General features: G+C 63.0%; 20 protein-coding genes and 1 pseudogene. 10 read left to right on the top strand and 11 right to left on the bottom strand.

The features are described from left to right. From WD767_10440 to WD767_10450, 3 genes and pseudogenes are all read right to left on the bottom strand, one after another. Positions 1–760: pseudogene (locus WD767_10440) on the bottom strand (PCRF domain-containing protein). A 75-nt stretch (positions 761–835) separates the two neighbouring features. Further along, positions 836–3,289 (bottom strand): penicillin-binding protein 1A, encoded by a 2,454-nt coding sequence (locus WD767_10445; protein ID MEX2616504.1) that lies wholly within the window; start codon positions 3,287–3,289, stop codon positions 836–838. Between the two features lie 131 nt (positions 3,290–3,420). Continuing rightward, the gene (locus tag WD767_10450) at positions 3,421–4,671 is read right to left on the bottom strand and encodes an N-acetylmuramoyl-L-alanine amidase (protein ID MEX2616505.1); all 1,251 of its coding nucleotides are present in this window, start codon (positions 4,669–4,671) and stop codon (positions 3,421–3,423) included. Between the two features lie 496 nt (positions 4,672–5,167). Between WD767_10450 and WD767_10455 the strand changes: the two genes are divergently transcribed. Continuing rightward, positions 5,168–7,702 carry an Rne/Rng family ribonuclease gene (locus WD767_10455; protein ID MEX2616506.1) on the top strand — a complete coding sequence of 845 codons (2,535 nt, stop codon included), beginning with the start codon at positions 5,168–5,170 and terminating at the stop codon, positions 7,700–7,702. Positions 7,703–7,751: 49 nt separating this feature from the next. On the opposite strand, the gene WD767_10460 is transcribed toward WD767_10455, so the two are convergent. Together WD767_10460 and WD767_10465 are read right to left on the bottom strand one after the other, a co-directional pair. Then, positions 7,752–8,912: an aminotransferase class I/II-fold pyridoxal phosphate-dependent enzyme gene (locus tag WD767_10460; protein MEX2616507.1), complete on the bottom strand. Its 1,161-nt coding sequence runs from the start codon at positions 8,910–8,912 to the stop codon at positions 7,752–7,754. A 25-nt stretch (positions 8,913–8,937) separates the two neighbouring features. Next, positions 8,938–10,599 (bottom strand): gamma-glutamyltransferase, encoded by a 1,662-nt coding sequence (locus WD767_10465; GenBank protein ID MEX2616508.1) that lies wholly within the window; start codon positions 10,597–10,599, stop codon positions 8,938–8,940. Positions 10,600–10,660: 61 nt separating this feature from the next. On the opposite strand from WD767_10465, the gene WD767_10470 reads away from it, so the two are divergent. Together WD767_10470 and WD767_10475 are read left to right on the top strand one after the other, a co-directional pair. Then, positions 10,661–12,019 carry a M48 family metalloprotease gene (locus WD767_10470; GenBank protein ID MEX2616509.1) on the top strand — a complete coding sequence of 453 codons (1,359 nt, stop codon included), beginning with the start codon at positions 10,661–10,663 and terminating at the stop codon, positions 12,017–12,019. Positions 12,020–12,033: 14 nt separating this feature from the next. Then, complete coding sequence (locus WD767_10475) at positions 12,034–12,789, top strand: DsbA family protein (GenBank protein ID MEX2616510.1); 756 nt, start codon at positions 12,034–12,036, stop codon at positions 12,787–12,789. 69 nt (positions 12,790–12,858) lie between these two features. Here WD767_10475 and WD767_10480 read toward each other — a convergent pair whose 3' ends face one another. Further along, positions 12,859–14,778, bottom strand: coding sequence for a S9 family peptidase (locus tag WD767_10480; GenBank protein MEX2616511.1), 1,920 nt, complete (start codon positions 14,776–14,778; stop codon positions 12,859–12,861). A 107-nt stretch (positions 14,779–14,885) separates the two neighbouring features. Here WD767_10480 and WD767_10485 point away from each other — a divergent pair, with 107 nt between their 5' ends. After that, a complete protein-coding gene (locus tag WD767_10485; GenBank protein MEX2616512.1) occupies positions 14,886–16,253 on the top strand; it encodes a tetratricopeptide repeat protein in 1,368 nt (455 codons plus the stop codon). On the opposite strand, the gene WD767_10490 is transcribed toward WD767_10485, so the two are convergent. After that, complete coding sequence (locus tag WD767_10490) at positions 16,250–17,947, bottom strand: AMP-binding protein (GenBank protein ID MEX2616513.1); 1,698 nt, start codon at positions 17,945–17,947, stop codon at positions 16,250–16,252. The two genes, WD767_10485 and WD767_10490, sit on opposite strands and share 4 nt — an antisense overlap. Positions 17,948–18,076: 129 nt before the next feature. On the opposite strand from WD767_10490, the gene WD767_10495 reads away from it, so the two are divergent. Both WD767_10495 and WD767_10500 read left to right on the top strand, forming a co-directional pair. Next, positions 18,077–18,250, top strand: coding sequence for a hypothetical protein (locus WD767_10495; protein MEX2616514.1), 174 nt, complete (start codon positions 18,077–18,079; stop codon positions 18,248–18,250). Positions 18,251–18,256: 6 nt separating this feature from the next. After that, complete coding sequence (locus WD767_10500) at positions 18,257–18,421, top strand: hypothetical protein (protein ID MEX2616515.1); 165 nt, start codon at positions 18,257–18,259, stop codon at positions 18,419–18,421. A gap of 6 nt (positions 18,422–18,427) precedes the next feature. Here WD767_10500 and WD767_10505 read toward each other — a convergent pair whose 3' ends face one another. Then, entirely contained in the window at positions 18,428–19,408 is a 981-nt protein-coding gene (locus WD767_10505) for a fumarylacetoacetate hydrolase family protein (protein ID MEX2616516.1), read from the bottom strand. Next, positions 19,405–20,535 (bottom strand): homogentisate 1,2-dioxygenase, encoded by a 1,131-nt coding sequence (locus WD767_10510; protein ID MEX2616517.1) that lies wholly within the window; start codon positions 20,533–20,535, stop codon positions 19,405–19,407. The genes WD767_10505 and WD767_10510 overlap by 4 nt, the downstream gene beginning before the upstream one ends. A 107-nt stretch (positions 20,536–20,642) precedes the next feature. Between WD767_10510 and aroQ the strand changes: the two genes are divergently transcribed. The 4 genes from aroQ to aat are packed head-to-tail and all read left to right on the top strand — an operon-like array spanning position 20,643 to position 23,557. Beyond that, positions 20,643–21,089 (top strand): type II 3-dehydroquinate dehydratase, encoded by a 447-nt coding sequence (aroQ, locus tag WD767_10515; GenBank protein MEX2616518.1) that lies wholly within the window; start codon positions 20,643–20,645, stop codon positions 21,087–21,089. Between the two features lies 1 nt (position 21,090). Then, positions 21,091–21,525, top strand: coding sequence for an acetyl-CoA carboxylase biotin carboxyl carrier protein (gene accB, locus WD767_10520; GenBank protein MEX2616519.1), 435 nt, complete (start codon positions 21,091–21,093; stop codon positions 21,523–21,525). A gap of 7 nt (positions 21,526–21,532) precedes the next feature. Continuing rightward, entirely contained in the window at positions 21,533–22,873 is a 1,341-nt protein-coding gene (accC, locus tag WD767_10525; GenBank protein MEX2616520.1) for an acetyl-CoA carboxylase biotin carboxylase subunit, read from the top strand. A 33-nt stretch (positions 22,874–22,906) separates the two neighbouring features. Next, a complete protein-coding gene (gene aat / locus WD767_10530; GenBank protein ID MEX2616521.1) occupies positions 22,907–23,557 on the top strand; it encodes a leucyl/phenylalanyl-tRNA--protein transferase in 651 nt (216 codons plus the stop codon). A 63-nt stretch (positions 23,558–23,620) separates the two neighbouring features. On the opposite strand, the gene WD767_10535 is transcribed toward aat, so the two are convergent. Together WD767_10535 and WD767_10540 are read right to left on the bottom strand one after the other, a co-directional pair. Next, a complete protein-coding gene (locus WD767_10535; GenBank protein ID MEX2616522.1) occupies positions 23,621–24,085 on the bottom strand; it encodes a RidA family protein in 465 nt (154 codons plus the stop codon). A gap of 167 nt (positions 24,086–24,252) precedes the next feature. Beyond that, positions 24,253–25,823, bottom strand: a 1,571-nt coding sequence (locus tag WD767_10540; protein ID MEX2616523.1) for a vitamin B12-dependent ribonucleotide reductase, incomplete at its 5' end; no start/stop codon positions are given.

The following is a 25,823-nucleotide window of genomic DNA, read 5'->3' on the forward strand; positions in this document are numbered from 1 at the left end:
GTTGACGTGCTGGCCGCCGGCGCCCGAGGCGCGGTAGGTATCGATGCGCAGGTCCTTTTCCTGAATATCGATCTCGATGGCGTCATCGACGACCGGGTAAACATCGACAGATGCGAAGCTGGTATGGCGGCGCGACGCGGCGTCATAGGGTGAAATCCGCACCAGGCGATGCACGCCGGCCTCCGTCTTCAGCCAGCCATAGGCATTGTCGCCGCTGATCCGGACCGTCGCCGATTTCAGCCCGGCTTCTTCACCCTGCGATTCCTCCATCAGTTCAACCTTGCAGCCATGCTTTTCCGCCCAGCGCATATACATCCGCAGCAGCATTTCGGCCCAGTCCTGCGACTCGGTGCCGCCGGCGCCGGCATGCACCTCCAGAAAGCTGTCATTGCCATCGGCTTCGCCGGACAGCAGGCTTTCCAGTTCCTTACGGGTTACTTCCTCATGCAGCGCGGTAAGAGCAGCCTCCGCCTCGGCCAGCACCTCGGCGTCGCCTTCCATCTCCGCCAGTTCGATCATTTCGATCTGGTCGCGCATGCTCTGGTCGATGCCGGTAATGGTGCCGATCGCCCCTTCCAGGCGATTGCGTTCCCGCATGACCTTCTGCGCCTCGTCCGGGTCGTTCCAGAATTCCGGCGCCTCGGCCGATGCGTTCAGTTCCTCCAGACGCAGTTTTGCCGCATCCAGGTCAAAGAGACCTCCTCAGCAGTTCCAGCGACTGCTCGATTTGATCCACCAGCGTCTGCATTTCCGCCCGCATCGCAATTTCCCTTCAATCTACAAGCCTTGTTGCAGCCGTGTAGGAAATTACGGCGCGCCGCGCAAGTCACGTCGCTCAGTATTTTCCGCCGACATCTGAGATACCGGGATCGTACAATCCATATGCGCCGTCGGAGCCGTCGATAACCTCGACGCCGTCTTCCACTGCGTTATCGGACCGGAAAGCCTCCAGAATGACATGCTTGTCGCCTGGCCGGGCGGGTCTTCCGCTGTCCAGATCGATGCGGACAAGCCGGATGTCCGGCGGCACCCGGAACGGAATGGCCGGTTTGTCCTCCAGTGCCCTGGCCATGAAATCGCGAAAGATCGGCGCCGCGATTGCCGAGCCCGTTTCCTGGCGACCCAGCGGACGCGGGTTGTCGAATCCGGCGAAGACACCAACCGCCAGGTCCGGCGAAAAGCCGACGAACCAGCTGTCCATTTCATCGTTCGTGGTGCCGGTCTTGCCCGCCAGCGGCTTGCCGACCGCGCTCACCCGCCGCGCCGTCCCGCGTTCGACCACGCCTTCGAGCATGGAAACGATCTGATACGATGCGGCGGCGCCCGCCACGCGCTCACGCAAATCGGGCAACCGTGGCGAAGACTGCCCCGCCCAGCTTAATCCGGTGCAAGCGTCGCAGGGGCGAACGTCGTGCCGGAATGTCGTGCGGCCGTTGCGATCCTGAATACGGTCGATGAAGGTTGGCGTAATCCGCTTGCCGCCATTGACCAGCATCGCATAGGCGGTGGTCAGCCGCAGCAGCGTCGTTTCGGCCGCGCCCAGCGCCATGGACAGATGTTCAGGCATGTTGTCGACGATCCTGAACCGCTGCGCGTAATCCGAAACGGTATCCATTCCGATCGCCCGCGCCAGTCGAACCGTCATGAGGTTCCGTGATTTTTCGAGACCCAGCCGCATCGGGCTGGGGCCGTAGAACTGGTTCGAATAGTTTGCCGGCTTCCATTTGCCAAGGCCCGGCCCCTGATCCATGACGAAGGGCGCGTCCAGGATGCGCGTGGTCGGCTTGTAGCCTTTTTCCAGCGCCGCCAGATAAATGAATGGTTTGAAGGCGGAACCGGTCTGGCGCTGCGCCTGGGTGGCGCGATTGAATTCGCTGGCGGCAAAATCGTAGCCGCCCGACAGCGCCAAAACCCTGCCGGTGTGGGGATCCAGCGCCACGATACCGCCCTGGATATCGGGGATCTGGCGCAGGCCATAGCGGCCAGACGCACCATGGGGCAGCGGTTGTTCCTCCCCGTCCTTGCCTTTTTCGGGCGGCAGCGCTTCAACCAGGATCACGTCGCCAGGCGCCAGTACATCGGCGGGTCGCTTGACGCTTGGCCCCAGCTTCTGGCCTTCCTGCCAGGGACGGGCCCAGGTCAGTTCCGACAGGGGAATGATGCCCTTGGACGCATCCGCGAGGCCGATTTCGGCGCCTTTCGCATCCACTGCGCGCACCATGGCCATCCGCCAGGAGCCGATGCTCACCGGCGGCGTCACGTCCCGCAAGCGGCCCAGCCAGTCGGCGCCCGGGTCCCGCGTCGTCAGTGGCCCCCGCCAGCCATGCCGGCGATCATATTCGATCAGGCCGCTGCGCAACACATCGTCGGCGATGTTCTGCAAATGGGAATTCAGCGTCGTGCGAACCGAAAGCCCGCCTTCATAAAGGCCCGACTCCCCATAGCGCTCGATCAGTTCCCGGCGAACTTCCTCCACGAAAAAATCGGCCTGGACGAACTGCGTCGCCTCCCGTGACATGACCGCGAGCCGCTCGATACGCGCGTTCGCCGCCGCCTCCGCAGTGATAAAACCCTCTTCCAGCATGCGGCCGATCACCCAGTTACGCCGGTCGCGGGCCGCGTCGGCCCTGCGTATCGGGTGGTAATTGTTCGGCGCCTTTGGCAGCGCGGCCAGATACGCGGCTTCCGCCGTGGTCAATTCGTCCATGGACTTGTTGAAATAATTCAACGCCGCCGCGGCAACGCCATAGGACCCGTAACCGAGATAGATTTCGTTCAGATAGAGCTCGAGAATACGGTCCTTGGACAGCGCGCGTTCGATACGGAAGGCCAGGATCGCCTCCTTCACTTTCCGTTCCAGCGAAACCTCGTTGGTGAGCAGGAAATTCTTCGCCACCTGCTGCGTGATGGTAGAGGCGCCGACAGGCCGGCGGTTGTTGGCGTAGTTGACGATATTGGTAACGACTGCCCGCACCAGCGCGACGAAATCGATGCCCGGATGCGAGTAGAAATTCTGGTCTTCCGCGGCGATGAAGGCGTTGACGACCAGCCGCGGCATGGCGGCAACCGGCACGAATACCCGCCGCTCCGTCGCATATTCCGCAATCAGCCTGCCATCGCCCGCATGCAGGCGGGTTACCGTCGGCGGCGCGTAATCCGCAAGCTGCTTGTAGTCAGGCAGGGCGCGCCCGTAATGCCACAAGGCATAGACGGCGCCGCCGCCGGCCAGGGCGGCGCCGAACAGCCCCAGGACGGTCAGGAACAGAAACAGTCTGATAAAAAAGCGCATATGCCCATCTAAAGTCTCCGGCCCGAAAGCCGGTCAGCCTCAAGCGGTTGAGGGTCTGGTACGTCACAAATATGGCATCCTTGTGACCCCGTTCCATGCCGGCCTTGCAACAAATTCATCCCTGCTATCCTTCAGAACCGGTTATTCTCGTCCTTGCGGGCGAAATACTTGTCGATTGACCTTAACAGGGCATTACCGATCCGGCGTTGATAGGCCGGATCCTGAAGGTTTTTCTCATCGATTCGGTTGGAAAGATAGCCCAGTTCGACCAATACCGACGGCACGTTCGGCGACTTCAATACCGCGAAACCGGCGTAGCGGTGTGACACCTTCAACAGTTTGATCGCCCCCTTCAGTTCGCCGATCAATTGCCGTGCAAGATGCCATGATTCCTTGTTCGTATCGCTCTGCGCCAGATCGATCAGCACGCGCGATACCTCTGGCGCGTAGCCGGTGAGATCCGCGCCGGCAATGATATCAGACTTGTTTTCCCGCGCCGCCAGGTCATCGGCTTCCTTATCCGACCCCTTGTCGGACAGGGTATAGATCGATCCACCCTGGATGTTCCGGTTCCGGATTGAATCCGCATGCAGGGAGATGAAGAGTTCCGCATTATTGTCATGCGCCACCTGGAACCGGTCGCGCAGGCGGACATATATATCCTGGTTCCGGGTCAGGTACACGCGGTACCGTCCGCTCGCTTCCAGAATCTCCTTTGCCCTCCGTGCGACCTGCAGGGTGATGGTTTTTTCATACACGCCGGATCCGCCGATTGTTCCGGGGTCGACGCCGCCATGGCCGGGATCGAGAATGACAACCCGGCGGCTGTCCGACGGCGGATGTTTCGGGGGGCGCGGACTCGCGGTCGTGCGCCGCCCGGACTGGGACCAATCGCTGGACTGCATGCTGCGGGGCCTTGACGCAAAGGCCGCCGCGCTGACCGATTCCAGGTCGATCACGAGCCGCCGCGGCTTGCCCGCGGGCGCCGGAATAATGAAATGTTCCTTGACGGCCACCGGCGAATTGCTGTCGATGACAATGCGGCTGTTGCCTGGCTGAAACAGGCCGAACCGGAACCCCGAAACCATGCCGACCGATGCCCGCATATGGTTTTCGGGCACCTGCCAGGTCACTTCAGGCAGGTCGACAACCACCCGATAGGGGTCATCCAGCGTGATAATCCGGTAGGGCAGCGCACGGTCGAGTTCGAATACCAGCCGCACTGAATCAGGATGAAGGCCGATCCGTGCTCCGGTTACGGTCGGAACCGCCGCCGCAATGCCCTGCCCCAGGGTGACCATGAATAGCAAAACAAGGAGGGCCAGGGGCCAGAAACTGCGGTATTTTGCCGTCGCGCGCTGCATATTGGGTTTCAATCCCATGTCATTACAACATATATCCCGTATTTTCCCCCTGATTCAATCGCAAATGATATGCGAATTCGTGCCATCAAGGTGAAAAACCGTTTGTGGAATGGTGACATGAGGCTTATTTTACAGGGGCGCGATTAACCGTGCGCCAATGTTCGGTTGTGTCAAAAAAATCTGAACGATGTTTTGAGTTGTGGAGACCGGTGATGATTACGTTCCGGATATCGGAGCGAGTCATCGGGCTGGCAACCCGGAACATGAAATGGTGCACGGATGTATCAACTGGTTATGCGCGAGGTCAGAACGTCCGGTTCAGGCAAATTGTCTGCCCCGGAAAAGGCGGGCGCCGAGTTCCCCTACTGCCCTGGTGAATGGATTCGATAAATGTCGAATACCGCACCGTTCGGCAGTTTGTATGGTGGCGCCGCCGGCTTCGCCGTAAATGGCGGTATACTGTTGCGGTCCGGGATCGCGTGGACTGCGGCAGCAAGACCGCCGGAGTGTCAATATGTCTAAAAGGTTGCTTATCGACGCAACAAATCCCGAAGAAACCAGGGTCGCCGTCGTAAGAGGAAACGTGCTGGATGAATTCGACATCGAATTCGCGGCACGCAAACAGATCAAGGGAAATGTCTATCTCGCCAAGGTAACCCGTGTGGAGCCCTCGCTCCAGGCGGCGTTCGTCGAATATGGCGGCAACAGGCACGGCTTCCTGTCCTTCAATGAAATCCATCCGGATTACTACCAGATTCCGATTGCCGACCGCGAAAAGCTGGTCGAGGCGGAAACCGCGGCGGAGGAAGTCGACCGCAGCGAGGAAGGCGAAATTGTCGAGGAAGTCGGTGGCGATGAAATAGAGGATGAGGCCGAGCGGCGCCGACGCCCCTCCTATCGCGGCTACAAGATTCAGGAAGTCATCAAGCGCCGGCAGATCCTGCTGGTTCAGGTTGTCAAGGAAGAACGCGGCAACAAGGGCGCGGCGTTGACCACCTATCTGTCGCTCGCCGGCCGGTACTGCGTCCTGATGCCCAACACCAATCGCGGCGGCGGGATCAGCCGCAAGATCGCCAATCCGAAGGATCGCAAGCGGCTGAAATCCGTGCTGGACGGGCTGGATATCCCGGAAGGAATCGGCGTCATCGTCCGCACCGCCGGCGCGGAACGTTCAAAGCCGGAGATCAAGCGCGACTACGACTATCTGATGAAGCAATGGATATCGATCCGCGAACTCACGCTCGCCTCCACGGCGCCCAAGCAGATCTATGAAGAAGCGAGCCTGATCAAGCGCTCCATCCGGGACCTGTATTCCAAGGAAATCGACGAGATCCTGGTTGAAGGTGACGAGGGATACAGGATTGCCAAGGATTTCATGAAGACGATGATCCCGAGCCATGCCGCGCGGGTGAAACCCTATAAAGACAATGATATACCAATCCTGCACCGATATAAGGTCGAAAGCCAGATCGACGCCATTCATCATCCGGTCTGCCAGCTGCCGTCCGGCGGTTATATCGTCCTGAATTCGACCGAAGCCCTGGTGGCGATCGACGTCAATTCCGGGCGGGCCACGCGGGGGCGGAGCATCGAGGAAACCGCCTACAAGACCAATATCGAGGCGGCGGAGGAAGTGGCGCGGCAGCTTCGGCTGCGCGATCTGGCCGGGCTCATCGTGATCGATTTCATCGACATGGAAGTTTCCCGGAATATCCATGCCGTGGAACGCAAGCTGAAGGAAGCCCTGCATACCGACCGGGCGCGGATACAGGTCGGGCGGATCAGCCATTTCGGATTGCTGGAAATGTCCCGGCAGCGATTGCGGCCGAGCGTCACCGAAACCGCAACGGAAATCTGCCCGGCATGCGGCGGCGTCGGACATATCCGTTCCACCGAGGGTACGGCGCTGCATGTCCTGCGCGCCATCGAGGAAGAAGGCATCCGGCAGCGCGGCGCGAAGATTGTGCTGCATGTGCCGACTCCGGTTGCCCTGTATATCCTGAACCAGAAACGCAAACGTCTTGCGGAAATCGAAGGGCGGTACCAGTTCGCCGTCAGCGTCGAAGCGGACGATTCGCTGATCCCGCCGGAATACCGGCTGGATCGTCAGCGGACCGTGACGGAAGCAACAGGCGAAGCGGCGGACCTCCAGGTGACCGAAGAACCGGCCGAAACCATTGCCGAAACCAAGACTGAAGAAGACTTGCCGCGCAAGCGCCGGTCTCGGCGCCGCCGTCCGAAAGCGCATGACGACCATGACGCCGTCGCGGACATGGCGGAATCCCGCACCGAAGACGAAACGGCGGGCGATGATTCCGCAATCGGCGAGGAGATAAGCGCCGAAGCGCAGCATGAGAGCGAATCCGAAGAAGAGCCGAAACGCCGCCGCCGTCGCGGCCGCAGGGGCGGACGTCGTCGTGCGAACCGGGATGCCGAATCCGGCGGCGTGACAGCCGGCGCCGATGGCGCGCAGGCTGAATTAGGCACGGAATCGCCGGACGGCGAGATCGCGGAGCCTGCGCCGCATGAGGGCGCCGTCGTGGAAGTCGCGCCGGAACCGGATGTCGATTCAAGTGTGGAGTCCGTAGCGAATACCGGTCTACCGGACGCCGTTGCACCGGAAACGGCAGAAGAAACGCCGAAGCCGAAACGGCGCCGTGCGCCGCGACGCCGCCGTTCGGCAGCAAAGACCGACGATACCGGGACCTCGACGGAAACGGCGGAAGCCGTTGCGGAACAGACGGTCGCACCGGACGAACCGGTGCAGTCGGAGGCTCCTCACGATACAACTGCGGAGCCTGTCCTTGAGGAAGTGGCAGTGTCGGAAATGCCCGTCCCTGCCGCGGAACCGGATTCGGTGGAAACGCCGGAACCTGTCATGGACGAAGCGCCCATTCCCTTGCAGGCGCCGGAACCGGTCATGGAAGCGGTCGCCGCAGCCGCGGCGGACGAGCCGGAACGGCAGACCGCAGACGGTGACGATACTGAAACAGAATCCCAATCGGAACGTCCGAAACGCGCCGGCTGGTGGCAGCGAATCGTCAACTGAACCAGACGGCCGGCATTACGCCCGGGGCGCAACCGTCCCGGGAATGCGATCAACGCGGCTGCCAGGCGATCAACGCCTCGGCGGCCGCGTTCATTTCGGCGGTCGACCGCGAAAAACTGAAGCGCATAAAGGTATTGCCGCGATCCGGATCGAAATCGATGCCCGGTGTCGCCGCAACACCTGTTTCCGCCAGCATGCGGCGACAGAACGCCTCGCTGTCATTTGTCAGATTCGTGATATCGGCATACAGGTAAAACGCGCCGTCGGCTGGCGCAAGGCGATCGAATCCGGCCCGGGGCAAGGCTTCCAGCAGGAGTTCGCGGCTGCGCGCATAGCCGGCGACATTGCGGTCGATCTCCTCCCGGCATTCCAGCGCCGCCATCCCTGCGATCTGCGACAGGGCCGGCGGCGAAATGAACAGGTTCTGGCTCAGGCACTCGATGGCCCGGGACAGTTCAGCGGGCACAACCATCCAGCCGAGACGCCACCCGGTCATCGAAAAGTATTTCGAGAAGCTGTTCACCACCACGGCATCGCGGGTGAACGACAGGGCGCTGTCCGCTTTCCGGCCGAAGGTAATGCCGTGATAGATCTCGTCGGAAATCAGCCGGATGCCCTTTTCGCGGCAATACGACGCCAGATCGCGAAGGGTGTCACGGTCCAGCATCGTTCCGGTGGGGTTGGACGGGCTGGCGACGATCAGGCCGTCCAGCGGACCGTCCGCAAGCGCGCGGTCCAGCAACGCGGGCGTCGGCTGGAACCTGTCCGCCGCCGTCGTCATGAGCGATACCGGACGGATCCCCAGCGCCGAGAGAATATTGCGGTAGCAGGGATATCCCGGGGACGCGAGGGCGACCCTGTCGCCCACATCGAACGCGGCCAGGAAGGTCAGCACGAAAGCGCCGGACGACCCCGTCGTCACGACAATCCGTTCCGGCGCGACGTCGAGCCCGTAATATGTCCGGTACCACCGGGATATCGCGGACCGGATTTCGGGCGCGCCCAGCGCATCCGTATATCCCAGGCGCTGATCGCGCAACGCCGCTTCGGCCGCCAGCAAAGCGCCTTCCGGTGCCCCGGCGCCGGGTTGCCCGACCTCCATGTGATAGACGGCTTCCTTCGACATTTCCCGTTCATGCGCCGCCCGCATGACTTCCATGACGAAGAAGGGTGGAATTTCAGTGGCGCGGGCTGATACTTTCAGTGTCATCTCCAGTCGCCCGCCAATTGCCGCCTCACCGTTCCGCCTCCGCCGCCAGGCCGAACCCGCGCGGATCGGTATTCACGAAACAGGCAATTTCCTCGATCGTGGAATCCAGGCCCAGCGGGCATTCCGCGGCATTCATGCGCCCGAGCGACGGCACCGTCACCACTTCATTGCCTTTGGCCCGCAACGCCGCCACTACGCCCCGGGGCACAGCTTCCTCCGCCAGCACGACATCCGGCAACCCGCCATGATGCACCCGTGGCTTCTGCATGGCCCTTTCCAGCGGAAACTCACCCAGAAGCGATTCCGCCAGCACCGTCATGGTCGCCGTCGTCGTCGCGGCGCCGCCCGCACCCGCCAGCGCAAGGCGAAAACTGCGGAATCCCTGCTCGAAAACCGCAACGGGTCCCAGCGACAGGGCGTTCCGGTCGCCCTCGCCCGGCGCGGCGGCGACAAGCATGCCGGTTCCCGGCGCCACCCGCCCGGTCCCGAAGAAATTGTAATTGGTCAGCGTACAGGCCACGGCCTGCCCGACCAGATCGACCACCACGAACCCTGTCCCTGACGGGTTTTCCGCAGCCGCGGCCTGATTCGAGCGGACGGCGGATGCCGGTGTCGCCCGTTGCGGGTCGAAGCCGGCCATGAGCTTCGCGGCGATGGCGGCATCCGCGTAGGATTCCGTCGGCAAGGATCCCGGCGCCGCGTAAATCCAGCGATCGCGGGCCGCAAAGGCGCGCTTTGCGGCCTCGACGAGCAGGTGCGCGCGACCGTCCTCCGTTGCGTTCCGGTACCGGTCGTCGGACGCCAGCATGTGCCACATCAGCGCGCCGCCAACGCCGACGCCCGCCGGCGGCGGCGCGAAGGCCAGAACCTGATCCCGGTAGGGAACGAGGACCGCCTTGCGCCAGGCCGGCAGGTAACCCGCCAGATCGTCCAGCGTCAGCGTGCCGCCGGCCGCTGTTACCCCCTCCACGATTTTCTCCGCCATCGGCCCCTTGTAAAAGCTGCTGACCCCGTTCGTCCGGAGACTCGAAAAGGTTTCCGCCAGATCGGCCTGAACCAGCGTGTCGCCCTCCGCCGGCGCCGCACCGCCGCGCCGCGCAAAAACATCTCGTGCGGCAGGGTCATTGAACAGCGGTTGCGCCGCGAGCTGGAAATCGCGCGCCGACGCCCGGGAAACGACAAATCCGAAACGGGCCAGCTTTTCGGCGCTGGCCAGAAGGGTGCGGATGTCCTGCTGCCCGTAGCGTGCGTGCAGCGCCGTCACGCCCCGCAGCATCGTCGGTATCGCGCTGGGCCTGTCCGCGCCCGCAACCGACGACCCCGGAGGCGCTATAAAATCGATGATTTCGGTTTCCGGCCTGCCCGGGTCATGCACGATGCAGACCCCGCCGCCACCCAGGCTGGCCATCGACGGCATGGTTACGCCGAGCGTCAGCGCGAGCGCAACGGCCGCATCGGCGGCGCTGCCGCCATATTTAAGGACCTCCTCGGCGGCCCGGACGGCAACCGGTTCGTCCCCGGCGACGACACCGAAGAACACCAGATCGCTTTCGATCAATCGCGACCGCGTCGCCGCTTTCTCCTCGCCACCGCCGAATACCGTGGCCAGAATGCCCGAACCGGTCCCGGAATCGCCGTCGCCACCGGCGCAGGCCGTCAGCAGGACGACGGCGGCCAGAACCGCCATACCTTGATTGCGGTGCTTCCGGACCCCAGTTATTGTGCGGCGTCGGAGGAGTTGCAAGACAGTGAAGCGCATACGGGTTCCAAAGGCGGCAGCTGGCTTTGTTGCGTTTTTATGCATCGCCCTGATTACGCTGTCCGGTCAGACTTCCGCAAAGAATATTTCGATCATTCGTGATACGGAGATTGAAAACACGATTCGGGTCTATTCCGCACCATTGTTCGAAGCCGCCGGGCTGCAGGCCAACGATATTTCCATCCACATCGTCAACGACCCGACCCTAAACGCTTTCGTTGCCGGTGGCCAGCGCATCTTCATGAATACAGGCCTGCTGATGCGGGCCGGCGACGCCAGCCAGGTGATCGGCGTCATCGCGCATGAAACCGGCCACATCTCCGGCGGCCACCTGGTCCGGCTGCAGGAGAGATTGCGCAATTCAACCGCGCAATCGATTCTTGCCATGATCCTGGGCGGCGTGGCGGCCGTTGCTTCTGGGGAACCCGGCGCGGCACAGGCGGTGATCGCCGGTTCCGCCACCATTCAGCAGCGAACCCTGTTGTCCTATACCCGAACGATGGAGCAGTCGGCCGATCAGGCGGGGTTTGAGTTTCTTGAGAGCACCGGCATGTCCGCGCGCGGTCTGCTTGCCTTCCTCGAAATCCTGTCCGGTCAGGAATCGCTGTCGGCAAGCCGGCAGGACCCCTATGTCCGCTCGCATCCGTTGACGCGCGACCGGATCGAATTCCTGCGCGAACAGATTGCCCGGTCCCCGAATTCGGACAAGCCGGTTTCGGAACACCTGACGCGCGCTCATGACAGGATGCAGGCGAAGCTGAAAGGGTATCTCAACCCGCTGTCGCGCACCTTGCGGGATTTTCCGGAAACCGACACATCGGTGCCGGCCCGCTATGCGCGGGCCATCGGCTACAAGGAGAAGCATCAGGTTGACCAGGCGCTCGCCCATGTCGACAGCCTGCTGGCCGAAGCCCCGAACGATCCGTTTTTCCATGAACTGAAAGGCGATATCCTGCAGGACGCCGGGAAGGTCGCCGATTCGATCCCGTCCTATCGCAGAGCCATCGAGATCCTGCCCTGGGCCGCCCTGATCCGGATCAATCTGGCGCAATCGTTACTGGAAATGAACAATCCGGCGATGGACAATGAAGCGCTGGTCAACCTGAATGAAGCCCTGCGATACGAACCGGAGATCCCCCTTGCATGGCGATTGAAGTCAACCGCGTTTTCCCGCAGCGGCGATCAGGCGCATGTCATGCTGGCGCTGGCCGAGGAAGCCATGCTGACCGGCAAGAAGAACGTCGCCCTGTATCGCGCGGAGCGGGCAATGGAACTCCTGCAGAACGGCTCGGCAAGCTGGGTTCGCGCCCAGGACATCCGGAATGCGGCGCAGAAAGCAGAAGACTGAAAGGATTACGCTTCATGCCTGTCGACAGAATTTTTGGCCGCGCGCGGCAGGCCGCGCTGGCCGTCGCGGTCCTTGCTTTCGCCGCACCGGCGGTCGCGGATATTGTCGGCGAGGATAAAAAGGCGATTGAGGAAATCGTCCACCAGTACATCCTCGAAAACCCGGAAATCATCGCCGAAGCGATCGACCGGTTGCGCGAACGCGAACGGATTGCGCAGGCGGAAGCCCAGCGGCGGGCCATGATCGCCCTGGGCCCGAAAATCTATGACAATCCGCAAACGCCGGAAATGGGGAACGCCAAGGGCGATGTCACCGTTGTCGAATTTTTCGATTACCAGTGCGGCTACTGCAAGCAGGTATTCCCTACATTCATGAATGTCCTGAATTCCGACAGGAACATCCGGGTCCTTTGGAAGGAACTGCCGATTCTGGGCCCGGTATCCGTATTCGCGTCGCGCGCGGCGATGGCCGCCGACAAGCAGGGTAAATATTTTGAATACCATGTCGCGCTGATGGAGATGAAAGGCCGCCTGACCGAGGACAGGGTCATGGAAACCGCGCATGCGGTCGGGCTCGACATGAAGCGGCTCATCGCCGACATGGCGTCGCCGGCGATCGAACAGTATCTCAGCGAGACGCTCGAACTCGCGCAATCGCTCGGGATCAATGGAACGCCGGCCTTCCTGATCGGCGATCAGCTGGTACCGGGCGCGGTCGGCGAAGACAAGCTGCGCGAACTCATCGCGCTGGCGCGCGCGCCGAAAGGCTGAACCCGCAATCCACGCCGACCAGGCTTGCCGGCGCCGTCGGTGCGAATACTGCTTGCGGATGGTCGTCCCTCAGAGGTTTTCGATTTCGACCGGCGCAGTGTCGCCCGCCGGGGTAAATCCGAATATCCTGCCATAGAAATACAGTTCGCCCTCCAGCGCGCGCCGGATATTGTCCGCCTTGCGGAATCCGTGTCCCTCTCCGGCAAACGGAATATAGGCGACGGGCGTCCCCTTTTGCCGCAGGGACGCCACCATGGCTTCCGCCTGGTTGGGCGGCACGACCTTGTCGTCCAGCCCCTGGAAGAAGATGACGGGGCAATCGAGGCAGTCGGAAAAATGGATCGGCGAGCGTTCCCGATACAGCGCTTGCGCCTCCGGCCAGGGACCGACCAGCCGGTCCAGATACCGGCTTTCGAACTTGTGCGTATCGGTCGCCAGCGCCGCCAGGTCGCCGATGCCGTAATGGCTCGCTCCGGCGCGAAACGTATCGCGAAACGTCAGCGCGCACAGCGTTGTGTACCCGCCCGCGCTGCCGCCGGTGATGATGAGTTTTTCGCCATCGACCCGGCCCTGCGCCGCCAGGTATCGCGCCCCGGCTTCGCAGTCATCCACATCGATCACCCCCCAATGGCCGTCCAGGCTGCGCCGGTACGCCCGGCCGTAGCCCGTACTGCCGCCGTAATTGACATCCAGCACCGCAAAGCCGCGACTGGTCCAGAACTGGATTTTCATATCGAAGGCCGCCCCGGTCTGTGCGGTCGGCCCGCCATGGCTCTTGACGATCAGCGGCGGCAAAGCGCCCGCCGGCCCCGCGAAATCCCGGTTTGCCGGCGAATAGAAGTAGGCATGCGCCTCGCGCGCGCCGGTCGTCGGGAAAGCCACCGCCTCGGCCCGCGAGACATAGTCGGGGTCGATTTCCGCATCGGCGGACCGGCGCAGGACATCGCTCCTGCCGGTATCGAGGTCAAGGGCGACCAGCGCCGGCGGCTGCGAGGGATGGCCTGCGATGAACACCGCGCTGCCGCCATCCGTCTTCAGCGAGCCGAACCCGCAATACGGCGTGGTAACCGGAGAAAGCGTTCCCCCGGCAAGACGCCCCAGACGCCAGAACCCGCCCTCGCAATAGGTGGCGATGATATTTCCCCCGGCATCGAAACCATAGGTCGTCATGCCGAATACCCATTGCGGCAGGCCGAATTCCGCATTCACCGGACACAGCGGATGCGCCTCCGCACCGTCCCGGCGGTACAGGTTCCACCAACCGGTCCGGTCCGAAACAAAATGCAGGATCCCGTCCGGCGACCATTCCGGCTGGAACGCGGCCTCCCGCGCGCCGCCGGCAACCAGGACCGGTTCGCCGGGGAGGCCCGTTTCCCGGATATCCGCCAGCCACAGCCTGCAACTGTCCCAGGGCATATCCGGATGATCCCAGGACAGCCAGGCGAGCTGTTTGCCATCCGGTGACAGGCGAGGCGCCGCGTAGAAATCCGCCCCTGCCACCAGGACCGTCACGGTTCCGTCCAGCCCGATGGCCACGATGTCGTTGACGGGTTCGGACGCCCCCTCCGCATGGGTTTCGCGCACCGCCAGCACGCGTCGGCGGCCCGTATCGACCCGCATATCGGCATAGCGCCAGGGCCCATCCGGCGACAGTGCCCGGGGCGCGGCACCCGGCGGCTGGATCATGAGCCGCTGGTCGGAATCGTTGCAGAAATAGACCACGCCGTCGCAGACCGTATAGGCGCCGCCGCCATATTCATGCACGCGGGTCCGGACGTTGTATCCCGCCGGCGTCACGTCCGCCGCGCCGCCAGCGCCCGCGCGGCGGCAAACGACATTGCGGCCGCCTTCCGCGGGGCGCGATTCCGTCCAGTAGATGTCGCCCCCGTCGCAAACCACCTGCCCCAGCCCCACGGTGCTGCCCACGATCATCCCGGCGGTGATCGGCGACTCCCAGCTTCCATACGGCGCGGATTGCGGTTCGGTCATCGGCATCGTTCTCCCGTTCATGGCGCGAAACTGTATTCCGCCATCTTGTCACATCGGGCCGCCGCCGTGATAGATATACCGGCCCGCGACTACTTGAGGGAACGCTGATGCATACAGACGCACGGGGACTGCCTCTCACGACCGAAAGCGCCGAAGCCGCCGCCCGGTTCGACCGGGCGATTTCGGATTACCTCGAATACCGGGCCGGCGCGATGGGTGCGCTCAAATCCTGCCAGGAGGCCGATCCCGGCTTCGTGATGGCCCATGTGCTTCAGGGCTACCTGATGATGCTGTTCGGCTCCAATGCGATGAACGGCAAGGTTATCGGCTGCATTGCCGCCGCCGAAGCGGGCGCTAACCATGTGACCGACCGCGAACGGGCGCATATCGAAGCCCTGCGCGCCTGGCTGAACGGAAACCTGATAAAATCGAACGGCATCTGGGACCGGATCCTGTTCGAGCACCCCACCGATATCCTCGCCCTGCGGCTGCAGCATTTCAATGCGTTCTGGATGGGCCGCAACCAGTTGCTGCGGGACGGCATTGCCCGCGTATATCCCGCATGGCGCCCGGACATGCCGGGCTACGGCGCGGTGCTGGGCATGTATGCCTTCGGCCTGGAGGAATGCGGCGATTACGGCCCGGCGGAGGCCTATGGCCGCGAAGCCGTGGAACGGAACCCGGACGACCTGTGGGCGATCCATGCGGTCGCCCATGTCCTGGAAATGCAGGGCCGGGCCGACGACGGCCTGACCTGGCTGCGCCAGCCGGCGAATGCCTGGGACGACCGCAATCCGTTCAAGGGCCATGTCTGGTGGCACACCGCGATGTTCGCGCTGGCCAAGGGCGAATACGACCGGGTGCTGGACCTCTACGACAATTCCATCGTGCCCGACCCGTCCGATTTCTACCTGGATGTCCAGAACGCCGCCTCGATGCTGGCGCGGCTGGATTTTTTGGGCGTCGATACGGGCGACCGCTGGGCGGTGCTGGCCGACATGGCGGAAGGCCGGATCGGCGACCACACCCTCGCCTTCACCGAAATGCACAACATGATGGTGCTGGCGCGCGAAGGACGGGTGGAGCAGGCGGAAAACCTGCTCGACTCGCTGCGCCGCTTTGCCGAAACGCCGGACCATTTCGCGGCATCCACGATGACGCCGGTCGCCATCCCGCTCTGCGAGGCGATCCTGGCCTACAGCCGGGGCGATTACGCCGGGGCCATCGAAACCATGCTGCCGATCCGCTACGACTATGCCTGCGTCGGCGGCAGCCACGCGCAGCGGGATATTTTCGCGCAATACCTCATCGAAGCCGCGACGAAAGACAGGCAGTTTTCGCTGGCCCGCGCATTGCTGGCGGAACGGGTCGCGCTGTATCCGGCCAACCGGGACGCCTGGTCACGCTATGCGGACACGCTGGAAGCGCTGGGGGACAACGCGGGCGCTACGGCCGCGCGCCGAAAAGCCGCCTAATCCGCCAGCCCCAGTTCCGCGACCATCGCTTCGCGCATTCTGAATTTCTGCGGCTTGCCGGTGACCGTCATCGGCAGGGCGTCGACGAAGCGGATATAACGCGGGATCTTGTAGTGGGCGATCCGGCCCTGGCAGAAATCCCGGATATCCGACTCATCGGCGCCCTCGCCTTCCTTGAGGATAATCCAGGCGCAGACTTCCTCGCCGAACTTATCATCCGGCACGCCGAAGACCTGCACGTCCTTGATTTTCGGATGCCGGTACAGGAATTCCTCGATCTCCCGCGGATAGACGTTCTCGCCGCCCCGGATCAGCATTTCCTTCAGCCGCCCGACGATACGGACATAGCCGTCGTCGTCCATGACGGCGAGATCGCCCGTATGCATGAAGCCTTCGGCGTCGATTGATTCAGCGGTCCGTTCCGGTTCGTTCCAGTAGCCCTGCATGACCAGATAGCCGCGCGTACAGACCTCGCCGGTTTCGCCGATGGGAACGGTTCGCCCTTCCGCGTCGACCAGCCTGATTTCCGCATGCGGATGGATCCGTCCGACGGTCCCGACCCGCCTGTCCATCGGATCGTCGGCGGCGCTTTGCAGGGACACGGGGCTGGTTTCGGTCATGCCATAGGCGATGGTCACCTCGCGCATGTTCATGTCGTCCACCGCCCGCTGCATGAACGCGGCCGGGCATGGCGCGCCGGCCATGATCCCCGTGCGCATCGCCGACAGATCGAAGGTCGGAAATTCGGGATGCTGCAGCATGGCGATGAACATCGTCGGCACGCCGTACATTGCCGTGCACCGTTCGGCCTCCAGGGCCTTCAGGGTGGCCAGCGGTTCGAAGGCCTCATCGGGAAACACCATGCAGGCGCCGGCGGAAACGCAGCCGAGCACGCCCATCACCATGCCGAAACAATGGTACAGCGGCACCGGGATACACAGCCGGTCCTCGTGGCTGAAGCGCATCGCGGCGACGACGAAGCGACCGTTATTGACGATATTCGCATGGGTCAGGGTCGCCCCCTTCGGCGTGCCCGTCGTGCCGCTGGTGAACTGGATATTGATCGGATCGTCCGGATCGAGGCTTTCGGCAATCGCGTCGATATCGATGCCGGCGCCGCTCCCGGCCAGGTCGTCGAAATTCAGCATGCCGGGAGTCCGTTCCGCCCCCATGCGGAACACAAAACGCAGTTCCGGCAGCCGCGCCGCCCGCAGCGCCCCCGGCGACGCGGTATCGATTTCCGGCGCCAGTTCACGGATCATCGCTATGTAATCGCTGGTCCGGAACCTGGCGGCGATCAGCAGCGCGCGGCAACCGACATTGTTGAGCGCGAATTCCAGTTCCGACAACCGGTAGGCGGGATTGATATTGACCAGGATCAGCCCGATTTTCGCGCTGGCGAATTGCAGCACCACCCATTCCGGCCGGTTCGGCGACCAGACGCCGACGCGTTCCCCCTTCCGCAGGCCCTGCGCCGCCAGCCCCGCCGCGACGGCGTCAACTTCCGCGGCGAACTCGCGGTAGGTCCGCCGGTAACCATGCGCGCAAAATACCAGCGCCTCCCGGTCCGGGTAACGCGCCGCCGTTTCCGCCAGCATTCGCGGGATCGTTTTCCGCCAGAGCGGCTGCCGCGTATCGCCGATGACATGCGATACGCCCCCGCGCGGTCGTGGGTCGAAAGTCACATCCGCCATGATAGCGCCGACGATTTTTCCGCCGCCTTCCCCGTTCAACTGCGGATTCAGTAGCATATCGCCGGGCGAATCCGAAGTCTTGACCAATCCGGCGGCAGCATGGAGTCTGCCGCCAATGAAAGGATTGCCATGCCCCCGAAACGCAACCCGCTGAACCTCAACAAGCTCCAGCTCAAGACGCTGACATTGTTGCAGGAACTCGCCAAGCTGCCCGATATGGCGACACCGAATGCCGAAACCGGCGAAGTCACGATTACCGGGTTCCCGCCGGGACACGGCAACCATTTCCACATGGGGCCCTGACTGGTCATGGGCCGCGACGCGACCGGGCTGCACAATGAAGCTGTCTGGCGGGCACTGGCACGAAAGGGGCTGGCCAGCGGCACCTTCCCCGTCGCGATCACCCTGTCCCCCGCCGGCATCGCCTATGAAACCCATATGCAGGACGAAATCCTGCACGGCTCGGATCACTAGATCAGGTCAGGCCTGCCGGACCCGCTGGTCGATGGCGCCGAATATCGACTGACCGTCCGCCCCGGTCATCTCGATCCGCACCCGGTCGCCGAATGCCATGAAAGGCGTCTTCGGCGCGCCGAAATCGATGGTTTCGATCATCCGCCGTTCCGCGATGCAACTGGAGCCGGCGTCGCGGTCGCGATTGGAGACGGTCCCCGAGCCGATGATCGTTCCGGCGGCAAGCGACCGCGTCTTCGCCGCATGGGCGATCAGCGCCGGAAAATCGAAATTCATGTCTTTGCCGGCGTCGGTCCGGCCGAAGGATTCGCCGTTATAGTCGACGCGGACTGGCCCGTGCAGCCTGCCGCCATCCCAAGCCGGTCCCAGCGTATCCGGGGTTACCGCCACCGGCGCGAAAGCGGATGCCGGCTTGCCGTGGATGAAGCCGAAGCTTTTCGCCACCTCCCCCGGGATCAGGTTGCGCAGGCTGACATCGTTCAGCAACACGACCAGCAGGATGTGCGCCGCCGCATCCCGCGCCGCGATACCCATCGGCACCCGGTCGACGATCACGCCGATTTCCGCCTCGAAATCGATTCCCCAGGCCTCGTCCGCCGCGAGAATATCGTCCGTCGGGCCGAGGAACCGGTCGCTCAATCCCTGGTACATCATCGGATCGCTGCGAAAGCTTTCCGGCATTTCCGCGCCCCGCGCCCGGCGCACGCGTTCGGCATGGTTCAGGTAGGCGCTGCCGTCCAGAAACTGGTAGGCGCGCGGCAGCGGCGATTCGAAGTCCCGCCCCTGCAACGCAATTACGCCGGTCGCCGTGCCGCTGTTCAGCGCGCCATACAGTGCTTCCAGCGCCGGGCTGGTATCGGCCCAGTGCTCCAGCGCCAGTTGCCAGTTCGCCACGACGATCCGCGCCGAAACCGCCGTCGCAAGGTCGCGGGATACCACGACCGGCATGCCGTCCAGGCTGCCGTCGCGCAGCGATCCCAGTTTCATGCCTCCCCCTTCCAGCTGTCCACATAGCCGGTGAATTCGACGCCGTCCGGCAGGTCGCCGGGAACCAGCGCGTCGCGGGCGTCCAGCATCACCGCCACCTCGTCGGTATGGGTTTTTCGCGGCGAGAAGGCCGCGCCCAGCGCCTTCGGATGGGGCCCGTGGGTGAAACCGCAGGGATGGAACGTCACCATGCCCGGATGGATATTGTCGCGGCTGAAGAAATCCCCCTGATGGTAGAAGATGACCTCGTCGTAATCGTCGTTATTGTGGAAGAACGGCACCTTCAGGGCGCCCGGATCGGTCTCGAACGGCCGCGGCACGAAGGTACAGACAACGAATCGCCTGCTCAAGAACGTCGTATGGGCCGATGGCGGCAGGTGGTAGCGATGGCTGGTCAGCGGCCGGATGTCGCGCCAGTTGATGGCGACCGGCGACAGGTCGCCATGCCAGCCGACCGCATCCAGCGGATTGAACGGATAGGTCGCGGTCGACACCGCGCCGCCGCGCTTGATGTCCACCTGCCAGTCGTTTTCGTCCTGTTGCGCCAGGAACGCATCGTCGATTGCCGGCGCGCGCAGCATCGCCGGGTCGAATATCGCCTGCGGACCCAGCATGCCTTTTTCCGGCAGTCGGTACGAATCGTTGGTTGCCTCGATCATCAGGAAGGCCGCGTCCCCGGTACAGGCAACCCGCCACATGGTGCCGCGCGGCAGAACGATATAGTCGCCCTCGCCAAATTCTAACCTGCCGTAATCACAGAATAATTCACCCTCTCCCCGGTGCGCGAACAGCAATTCGTCGCCGTCGGAATTGCGCACCAGGCGGTCCATGACCCCCGCGGTTCGCCAGAACCGTATCCCCACATGAGGATTGGACAGGATTGGCCGCGCGCCCCAGGGCGACGCCTCCACCGAATTCAGGCGCGTCAGGTCATAGGCATGGGGTCGCAGCGGCCCCTCGAAATTCGTCCACCCCGTCGGCGGATGGCGGTGATGCATCTGCGTCGCCGGGCCGAAAAAACCCTCCCGGCCCAGTTCACGCTCATAGGTGCCTTCAGGCAGATCGGCATGCGCCTGACGCGATGCCGTCCCTTCGACGCGGGGAAACGATATCCATCGGTCCGCCATGAGATATCCTCTAAAGACTTGCCTGTTTCTAACGTGTCGCTGCAAATGTTATAACCCATCTGATCATGGGATCGAACCACGGCGCAATTCCGCCGGAAAGGACACCGATGGCGGCAGCGCCCCAAATTCTCATACTGAACGGCCCGAACCTCAATATGCTGGGCGTTCGGCAGCCGGAAATCTACGGCTCCGACACGCTGGCCGATATCGAACGGATGTGCCAGGACCACAGTCGGGAAATCGACGTGGAAATCGATTTCCGCCAGTCGAACCATGAAGGCGAACTGGTGACCTGGATACAGGAAGCACGGGATATCCAGGACGGAATCATCATCAACGCCGGCGCCTATACACACACATCGGTGGCGCTGCTCGATGCCCTGTCGCTGACAGACCTGCCGATTATCGAACTCCATATTTCGAATATCTTCAAACGCGATTCCTTTCGTCACCACTCGTATATTTCGCCGGTCGCGACCGGCGTGATCTGCGGGCTTGGCCCGCGCGGCTATGTGGTCGCGATGGATGCGCTCTACGGACTTCTGGATATCTGACATGGCCAAGACAACAATCGACAGCGCCGCCATCCGCGAGCTGGCAAAAATTCTGGAAGAAACAGGATTGAGCGAAGTGGAACTGAAAGAAGGCGACCGCAGTATCCGCGTGGTGCGCAACGCGCCATCCTATGCCGCGGCGCCGGCCCCGCCGCCCGTCGCCGCGGCGGCCCCCGTCACGACGGGCGCGGATGAAACGGAAGCAGGCGCGATCACGTCGCCCATGGTCGGCACGATCTATCTTGCCTCCGGACCGGGCGAACCGCCATTCGTCTCGGTCGGCTCCAGGGTCGCCGAAGGCGACACGCTGTTTATCGTGGAAGCGATGAAGGTCATGAATCCGATACTGGCGGATCGTGCGGGAACCGTAAAACGCATCCTTGCGCGCGATGCCCGGCCCGTCGAATTCGGCGAAACACTGTTGATACTGGAATAGAACCGACGTGTTCAAGAAAGTCCTCATCGCCAACCGCGGCGAGATCGCCTTGCGGATTCACCGCGCCTGCCGGGAAATGGGCATCCAGACCGTCGCGGTGCATTCCACCGCCGATTCCGACGCCATGCATGTCAGGCTGGCGGACGAATCCGTGTGCATCGGTCCCCCGCCGTCGCGCAGCAGTTACCTGAACGGCCAGGCGATCATGTCGGCGGCAATCGTCGCCGGCGCGGATGCGATCCATCCCGGCGTCGGTTTCCTGTCGGAAAACGCCGAATTCGCGGAAATGGTCGAAGAGCACGGCTTTACCTTTATCGGCCCCAGCCCGGACCATATCCGGACAATGGGCGACAAGCTGACCGCCAAGGAAGCCGTCAAGAAGCTGGGCATTTCGGTCGTTCCCGGGTCCGGCGGCCCGATTACCGACGATGCGGAAGCGATCCGGATCGCCTCGGATATCGGCTTTCCGGTTCTCGTCAAGGCCGTGTCCGGCGGCGGCGGCCGCGGCATGAAGGTCGCCCGCAATGCGGAGGAGATCGGCGCGGTCCTGTCGCATTGCCGGGCGGAATCGATGGCGAGCTTCGGCGACGACACGGTCTATATCGAAAAATACCTCGCCAAACCCCGCCATATCGAAATCCAGGTCTTCGGCGACGGCAAGGGTAACGCGATCCATTTTGGCGAACGAGACTGCTCCATGCAGCGCCGGCACCAGAAGGTTATCGAGGAAGCGCCCTCGCCCGCGCTGAGCGACGCCACCCGAAGCGCCATCGGCAAGCGCGCGGCGGATGCGACGGCGGCGCTGAAATACCGCGGCGCCGGCACGTTCGAATTCCTGTACGAGGACGGGGCCTTCCACTTCATCGAAATGAACACACGCCTGCAGGTCGAACATCCCGTCAGCGAAATGATCTCCGGCGTCGATCTGGTCCGCCTGCAACTCCGCGTTGCCGCCGGGCTGCCGCTTGGCCTCAAACAGTCGGACATCGTCCTTGGCGGACACGCCATCGAATGCCGCATAACGGCGGAGCATCCGGAAACCTTCGCCCCGTCGCCGGGCCTCGTCACCGAATACCATGCGCCGGGCGGACCCGGTGTCCGGGTGGATTCCGCGCTGTATACCGGGTACCGCGTGTCGCCGCATTACGACAGCCTCGTGTCCAAGCTGATCGTCCATGCGGACAGCCGCGCCGAATGCGTCATGCGCATGCAGCGGGCGCTGGACGAATACGTGATAAGCGGCATCGAAACGACAATCCCCTTGCACCGGCATCTGCTTTCGGAACAGGATTTCCAGTCCGGCAAATACGACATCCACTGGCTGGAAAAGCATCTGGCGGGTTCGTAGGGCAAGACTGACTGCGGAAAGCGGAGGACAGGCATGGACCAGCTCAAGCTGACGCCCGACATGCTGCTGCGCGCATACGCGATAGGGGTCTTCCCCATGGCGGAGGATCGCGACGATCCGGAACTGTTCTGGGTCGATCCGCGGCTGCGGGGCGTCATCCCGCTCGACGGCTTTCACGTCCCCCGGCGACTGGCCCGCACGATCCGCAGCGGCCGCTACCATGTCACGTTCGATCACGACTTCCACACCGTAATCGAATCCTGCGCCGAAGCATCCGAAGGGCGGCAGCAGACATGGATCAACGACCGGATCATCACGCTCTATACGACCCTGTCCCATATGGGATACGCCCATAGCGTCGAATGCTGGCGCGACGACGAACTGGTCGGCGGCCTGTACGGGATTTCTCTGGGCGGCGCCTTTTTCGGTGAAAGCATGTTCAGCCGCGCCCGCGACGCCAGCAAGATCGCCCTTGTCCACCTCGTCGCACGCCTGATTGCGGGCGGCTATACGCTGCTGGACGCCCAGTTCATCACCAGCCATCTGAGCCAGTTCGGCGCAACGGAAATTCCCCGCGCGGAGTACCGTATCCGGCTTGCCGATGCGCTGAAGGTCAATGCCGATTTCTATCGCGACTTCGGATACGAGGACATGAACGCCCTGTTTGGCGGCGCCAGAAAATAGCCCCCCACACACACGACATGATGGCGCCTGGCGAAAAACTCCGGCCGCTTTCCGCGGCGGACCTCAATCGAACTCAATGACCGCGTCGACTTCGACGGGGGCGCCCAGCGGCAACCCGCTGACCCCAACGGCGGAACGCGCATGCCGGCCCTTGTCGGCGAGCACTTCAACCATCAGGTTCGACGCGCCGTTGATGACTTTTGGCTGATCGGTAAACCCCGGTACCGCGTTCACAAAGCCTGTCAACTTGACGACCCGGGTTATCCGGTCCAGGTCGCCCAGCGCCGCCTTCGCCTGCGCCAGGATATTCAGCGCGCAGACCCGCGCCGCATCGGCTGCTTCGTCGAGCGTCACGGCTTCGCCGGTCAGCCCGGCATGTTTCAGCGCACCGTCCCACAAGGGAAGCTGGCCGGAAATCCACAGCTGATTGCCGCTGATGACATACGGCACGTAGTTGGCCACGGGCGCGGCGGCAGCCGGCAATGTGATTCCCAAATCCTGCAAACGCGCGTCTATCGTGCCGGCCATGCGGTTTCTCCCCTGTTCAGATTTCTCCTGGCGCGACCTTACCTGTCAGCATCCTCGCATGCCACGTTTTCAATAGGAGGTATTCGATGTTGCGCCGGAAAAAATGGGGGCAGCATCCCGCTACCCCCCAGGTCACAGGGAGCCCTGTAAATTCGACATGACGCGGGTCACGAACATCCGCTCGTCCCGCCGCAGGTTACGCATTTCATGCAGGTGCCGTTGCGCACCAGGGTGAAATTGCCGCATTCGCCACAGGCGTCGCCTTCGTATCCCTTGGCGCGCGCCTGATACCGCTGATCCATTTTTGCTTCCCCGGCGGCGACAATCGTGTCGCTGACGGCCAGGGAGCCGACCACCGCTTCCGTCGCGACCACGGTCTGCCCGCCGCCCAGTGATGCCCGGGCAGTATTCGCGCCGTCGCCGCCGCTGATCAGGAACAGGTTGGACGAACGGACATAGCCGGAACTTGCGACCCGCCGGATGGTTTCCATGGTGCGGGCCGGATCGGGCGGCAGCGCCCCTTCCTTCGCACCGTCGCCGAGCGCGTCCGGCAGGTTGTCGGACGGTTCGGCATGCGACAGGTCGTTGCGGCCGAGATAGCTGATGGCGACTTCCCGGAAGATATAATCGAGGACCGAGGTCGACATCTTGATGGCGTCGTTGCCTTCCACCATGCCGGACGGTTCGAAACGGGTGAAGGTAAAGGCTTCGACGAATTCCTCCAACGGTACGCCGTATTGCAGTCCGATGGATATCGCGATGGCGAAATTGTTCATCAGCGACCGGAACGCGGCGCCTTCCTTGTGCATGTCGATGAAGATTTCGCCGAGTTCGCCGTCTTCGTATTCACCGGTCCGCAGGTAGACCTTGTGCCCGCCGACAATCGCCTTCTGGGTATAGCCCTTGCGCCGGCTGGGCAGCCGCCGGCGTTCGCTGACAACCCGCTCGACGATCCGCTCCACGATGCGTTCGGCCGTCGGGGCCGCCGCCGCGCGAGGCATCTCGTCCGCGTCCTCCGTCAGTTCCTCGTCATCGTCCAGCAATCCGCCCTGTAGCGGCTGGCTCAGCTTCGAGCCGTCGCGGTACAGCGCATTCGCCTTCAGGCCGAGACGCCAGGACAGATGATAGGCTTCCTTGCAATCCTCGATCGTCGCGTCGTTCGGCATGTTGATCGTCTTGGAAATGGCGCCGGAGATGAACGGCTGCGCCGCCGCCATCATCCGGATATGACTGTCCGCGGAGAGGAAGCGCGTCCCGATCTGTCCGCACGGATTGGCGCAGTCGAACACCGGCAGGTGTTCCTCCTTCAGCCCCGGCGCCCCTTCAAGCGTCATCGCGCCGCAGCAATAGGTATTCGCCCGGGCGATTTCGGCGCGGCTGTAGCCGAGCGCCTGCAGCATGTCGAAGCTGAGGTCGTTGAGTTGCTCATCCGACAGGCCGAGCGTTTCGGTGCAGAATTTTTCGCCCAGGGTCCATTTGTTGAACGCGAACTTGATGTCGAAGGCGCTGGCAAGCGATTCCTCGATCACCTTCAGCGACTCGGCGTTGAAGCCCTTGTCTCGAAGCGACTTGTGGTTGACCCCCGGAGCATCCTTCAGCGTGCCGAACCCGACCGCGTAGGACACGATGGTTTCAATTTCCCGTTCGTCGTAGCCCAGCGCGCGTAGCGCATCGGGCACCGTGCGGTTGATGATCTTGAAATAGCCGCCGCCGGCGAGCTTCTTGAACTTGACCAGGG

Source organism: Alphaproteobacteria bacterium (assembly GCA_040905865.1).
Lineage (GTDB): Bacteria > Pseudomonadota > Alphaproteobacteria > UBA8366.

Coding starts and splice junctions, on each gene's coding strand:
- WD767_10445 (MEX2616504.1), bottom strand. CDS start 3,289: ATGCGCTTTTTTATCAGACTGTTTCTGTTCCTGACCGTCCTGGGGCTG.
- WD767_10450 (MEX2616505.1), bottom strand. CDS start 4,671: ATGGGATTGAAACCCAATATGCAGCGCGCGACGGCAAAATACCGCAGT.
- WD767_10455 (MEX2616506.1), top strand. CDS start 5,168: ATGTCTAAAAGGTTGCTTATCGACGCAACAAATCCCGAAGAAACCAGG.
- WD767_10460 (MEX2616507.1), bottom strand. CDS start 8,912: ATGACACTGAAAGTATCAGCCCGCGCCACTGAAATTCCACCCTTCTTC.
- WD767_10465 (MEX2616508.1), bottom strand. CDS start 10,599: ATGGCGGTTCTGGCCGCCGTCGTCCTGCTGACGGCCTGCGCCGGTGGC.
- WD767_10475 (MEX2616510.1), top strand. CDS start 12,034: ATGCCTGTCGACAGAATTTTTGGCCGCGCGCGGCAGGCCGCGCTGGCC.
- WD767_10480 (MEX2616511.1), bottom strand. CDS start 14,778: ATGACCGAACCGCAATCCGCGCCGTATGGAAGCTGGGAGTCGCCGATC.
- WD767_10485 (MEX2616512.1), top strand. CDS start 14,886: ATGCATACAGACGCACGGGGACTGCCTCTCACGACCGAAAGCGCCGAA.
- WD767_10490 (MEX2616513.1), bottom strand. CDS start 17,947: ATGGCGGATGTGACTTTCGACCCACGACCGCGCGGGGGCGTATCGCAT.
- WD767_10495 (MEX2616514.1), top strand. CDS start 18,077: ATGCCCCCGAAACGCAACCCGCTGAACCTCAACAAGCTCCAGCTCAAG.
- WD767_10500 (MEX2616515.1), top strand. CDS start 18,257: ATGGGCCGCGACGCGACCGGGCTGCACAATGAAGCTGTCTGGCGGGCA.
- WD767_10505 (MEX2616516.1), bottom strand. CDS start 19,408: ATGAAACTGGGATCGCTGCGCGACGGCAGCCTGGACGGCATGCCGGTC.
- WD767_10510 (MEX2616517.1), bottom strand. CDS start 20,535: ATGGCGGACCGATGGATATCGTTTCCCCGCGTCGAAGGGACGGCATCG.
- aroQ (MEX2616518.1), top strand. CDS start 20,643: ATGGCGGCAGCGCCCCAAATTCTCATACTGAACGGCCCGAACCTCAAT.
- accB (MEX2616519.1), top strand. CDS start 21,091: ATGGCCAAGACAACAATCGACAGCGCCGCCATCCGCGAGCTGGCAAAA.
- aat (MEX2616521.1), top strand. CDS start 22,907: ATGGACCAGCTCAAGCTGACGCCCGACATGCTGCTGCGCGCATACGCG.
- WD767_10535 (MEX2616522.1), bottom strand. CDS start 24,085: ATGGCCGGCACGATAGACGCGCGTTTGCAGGATTTGGGAATCACATTG.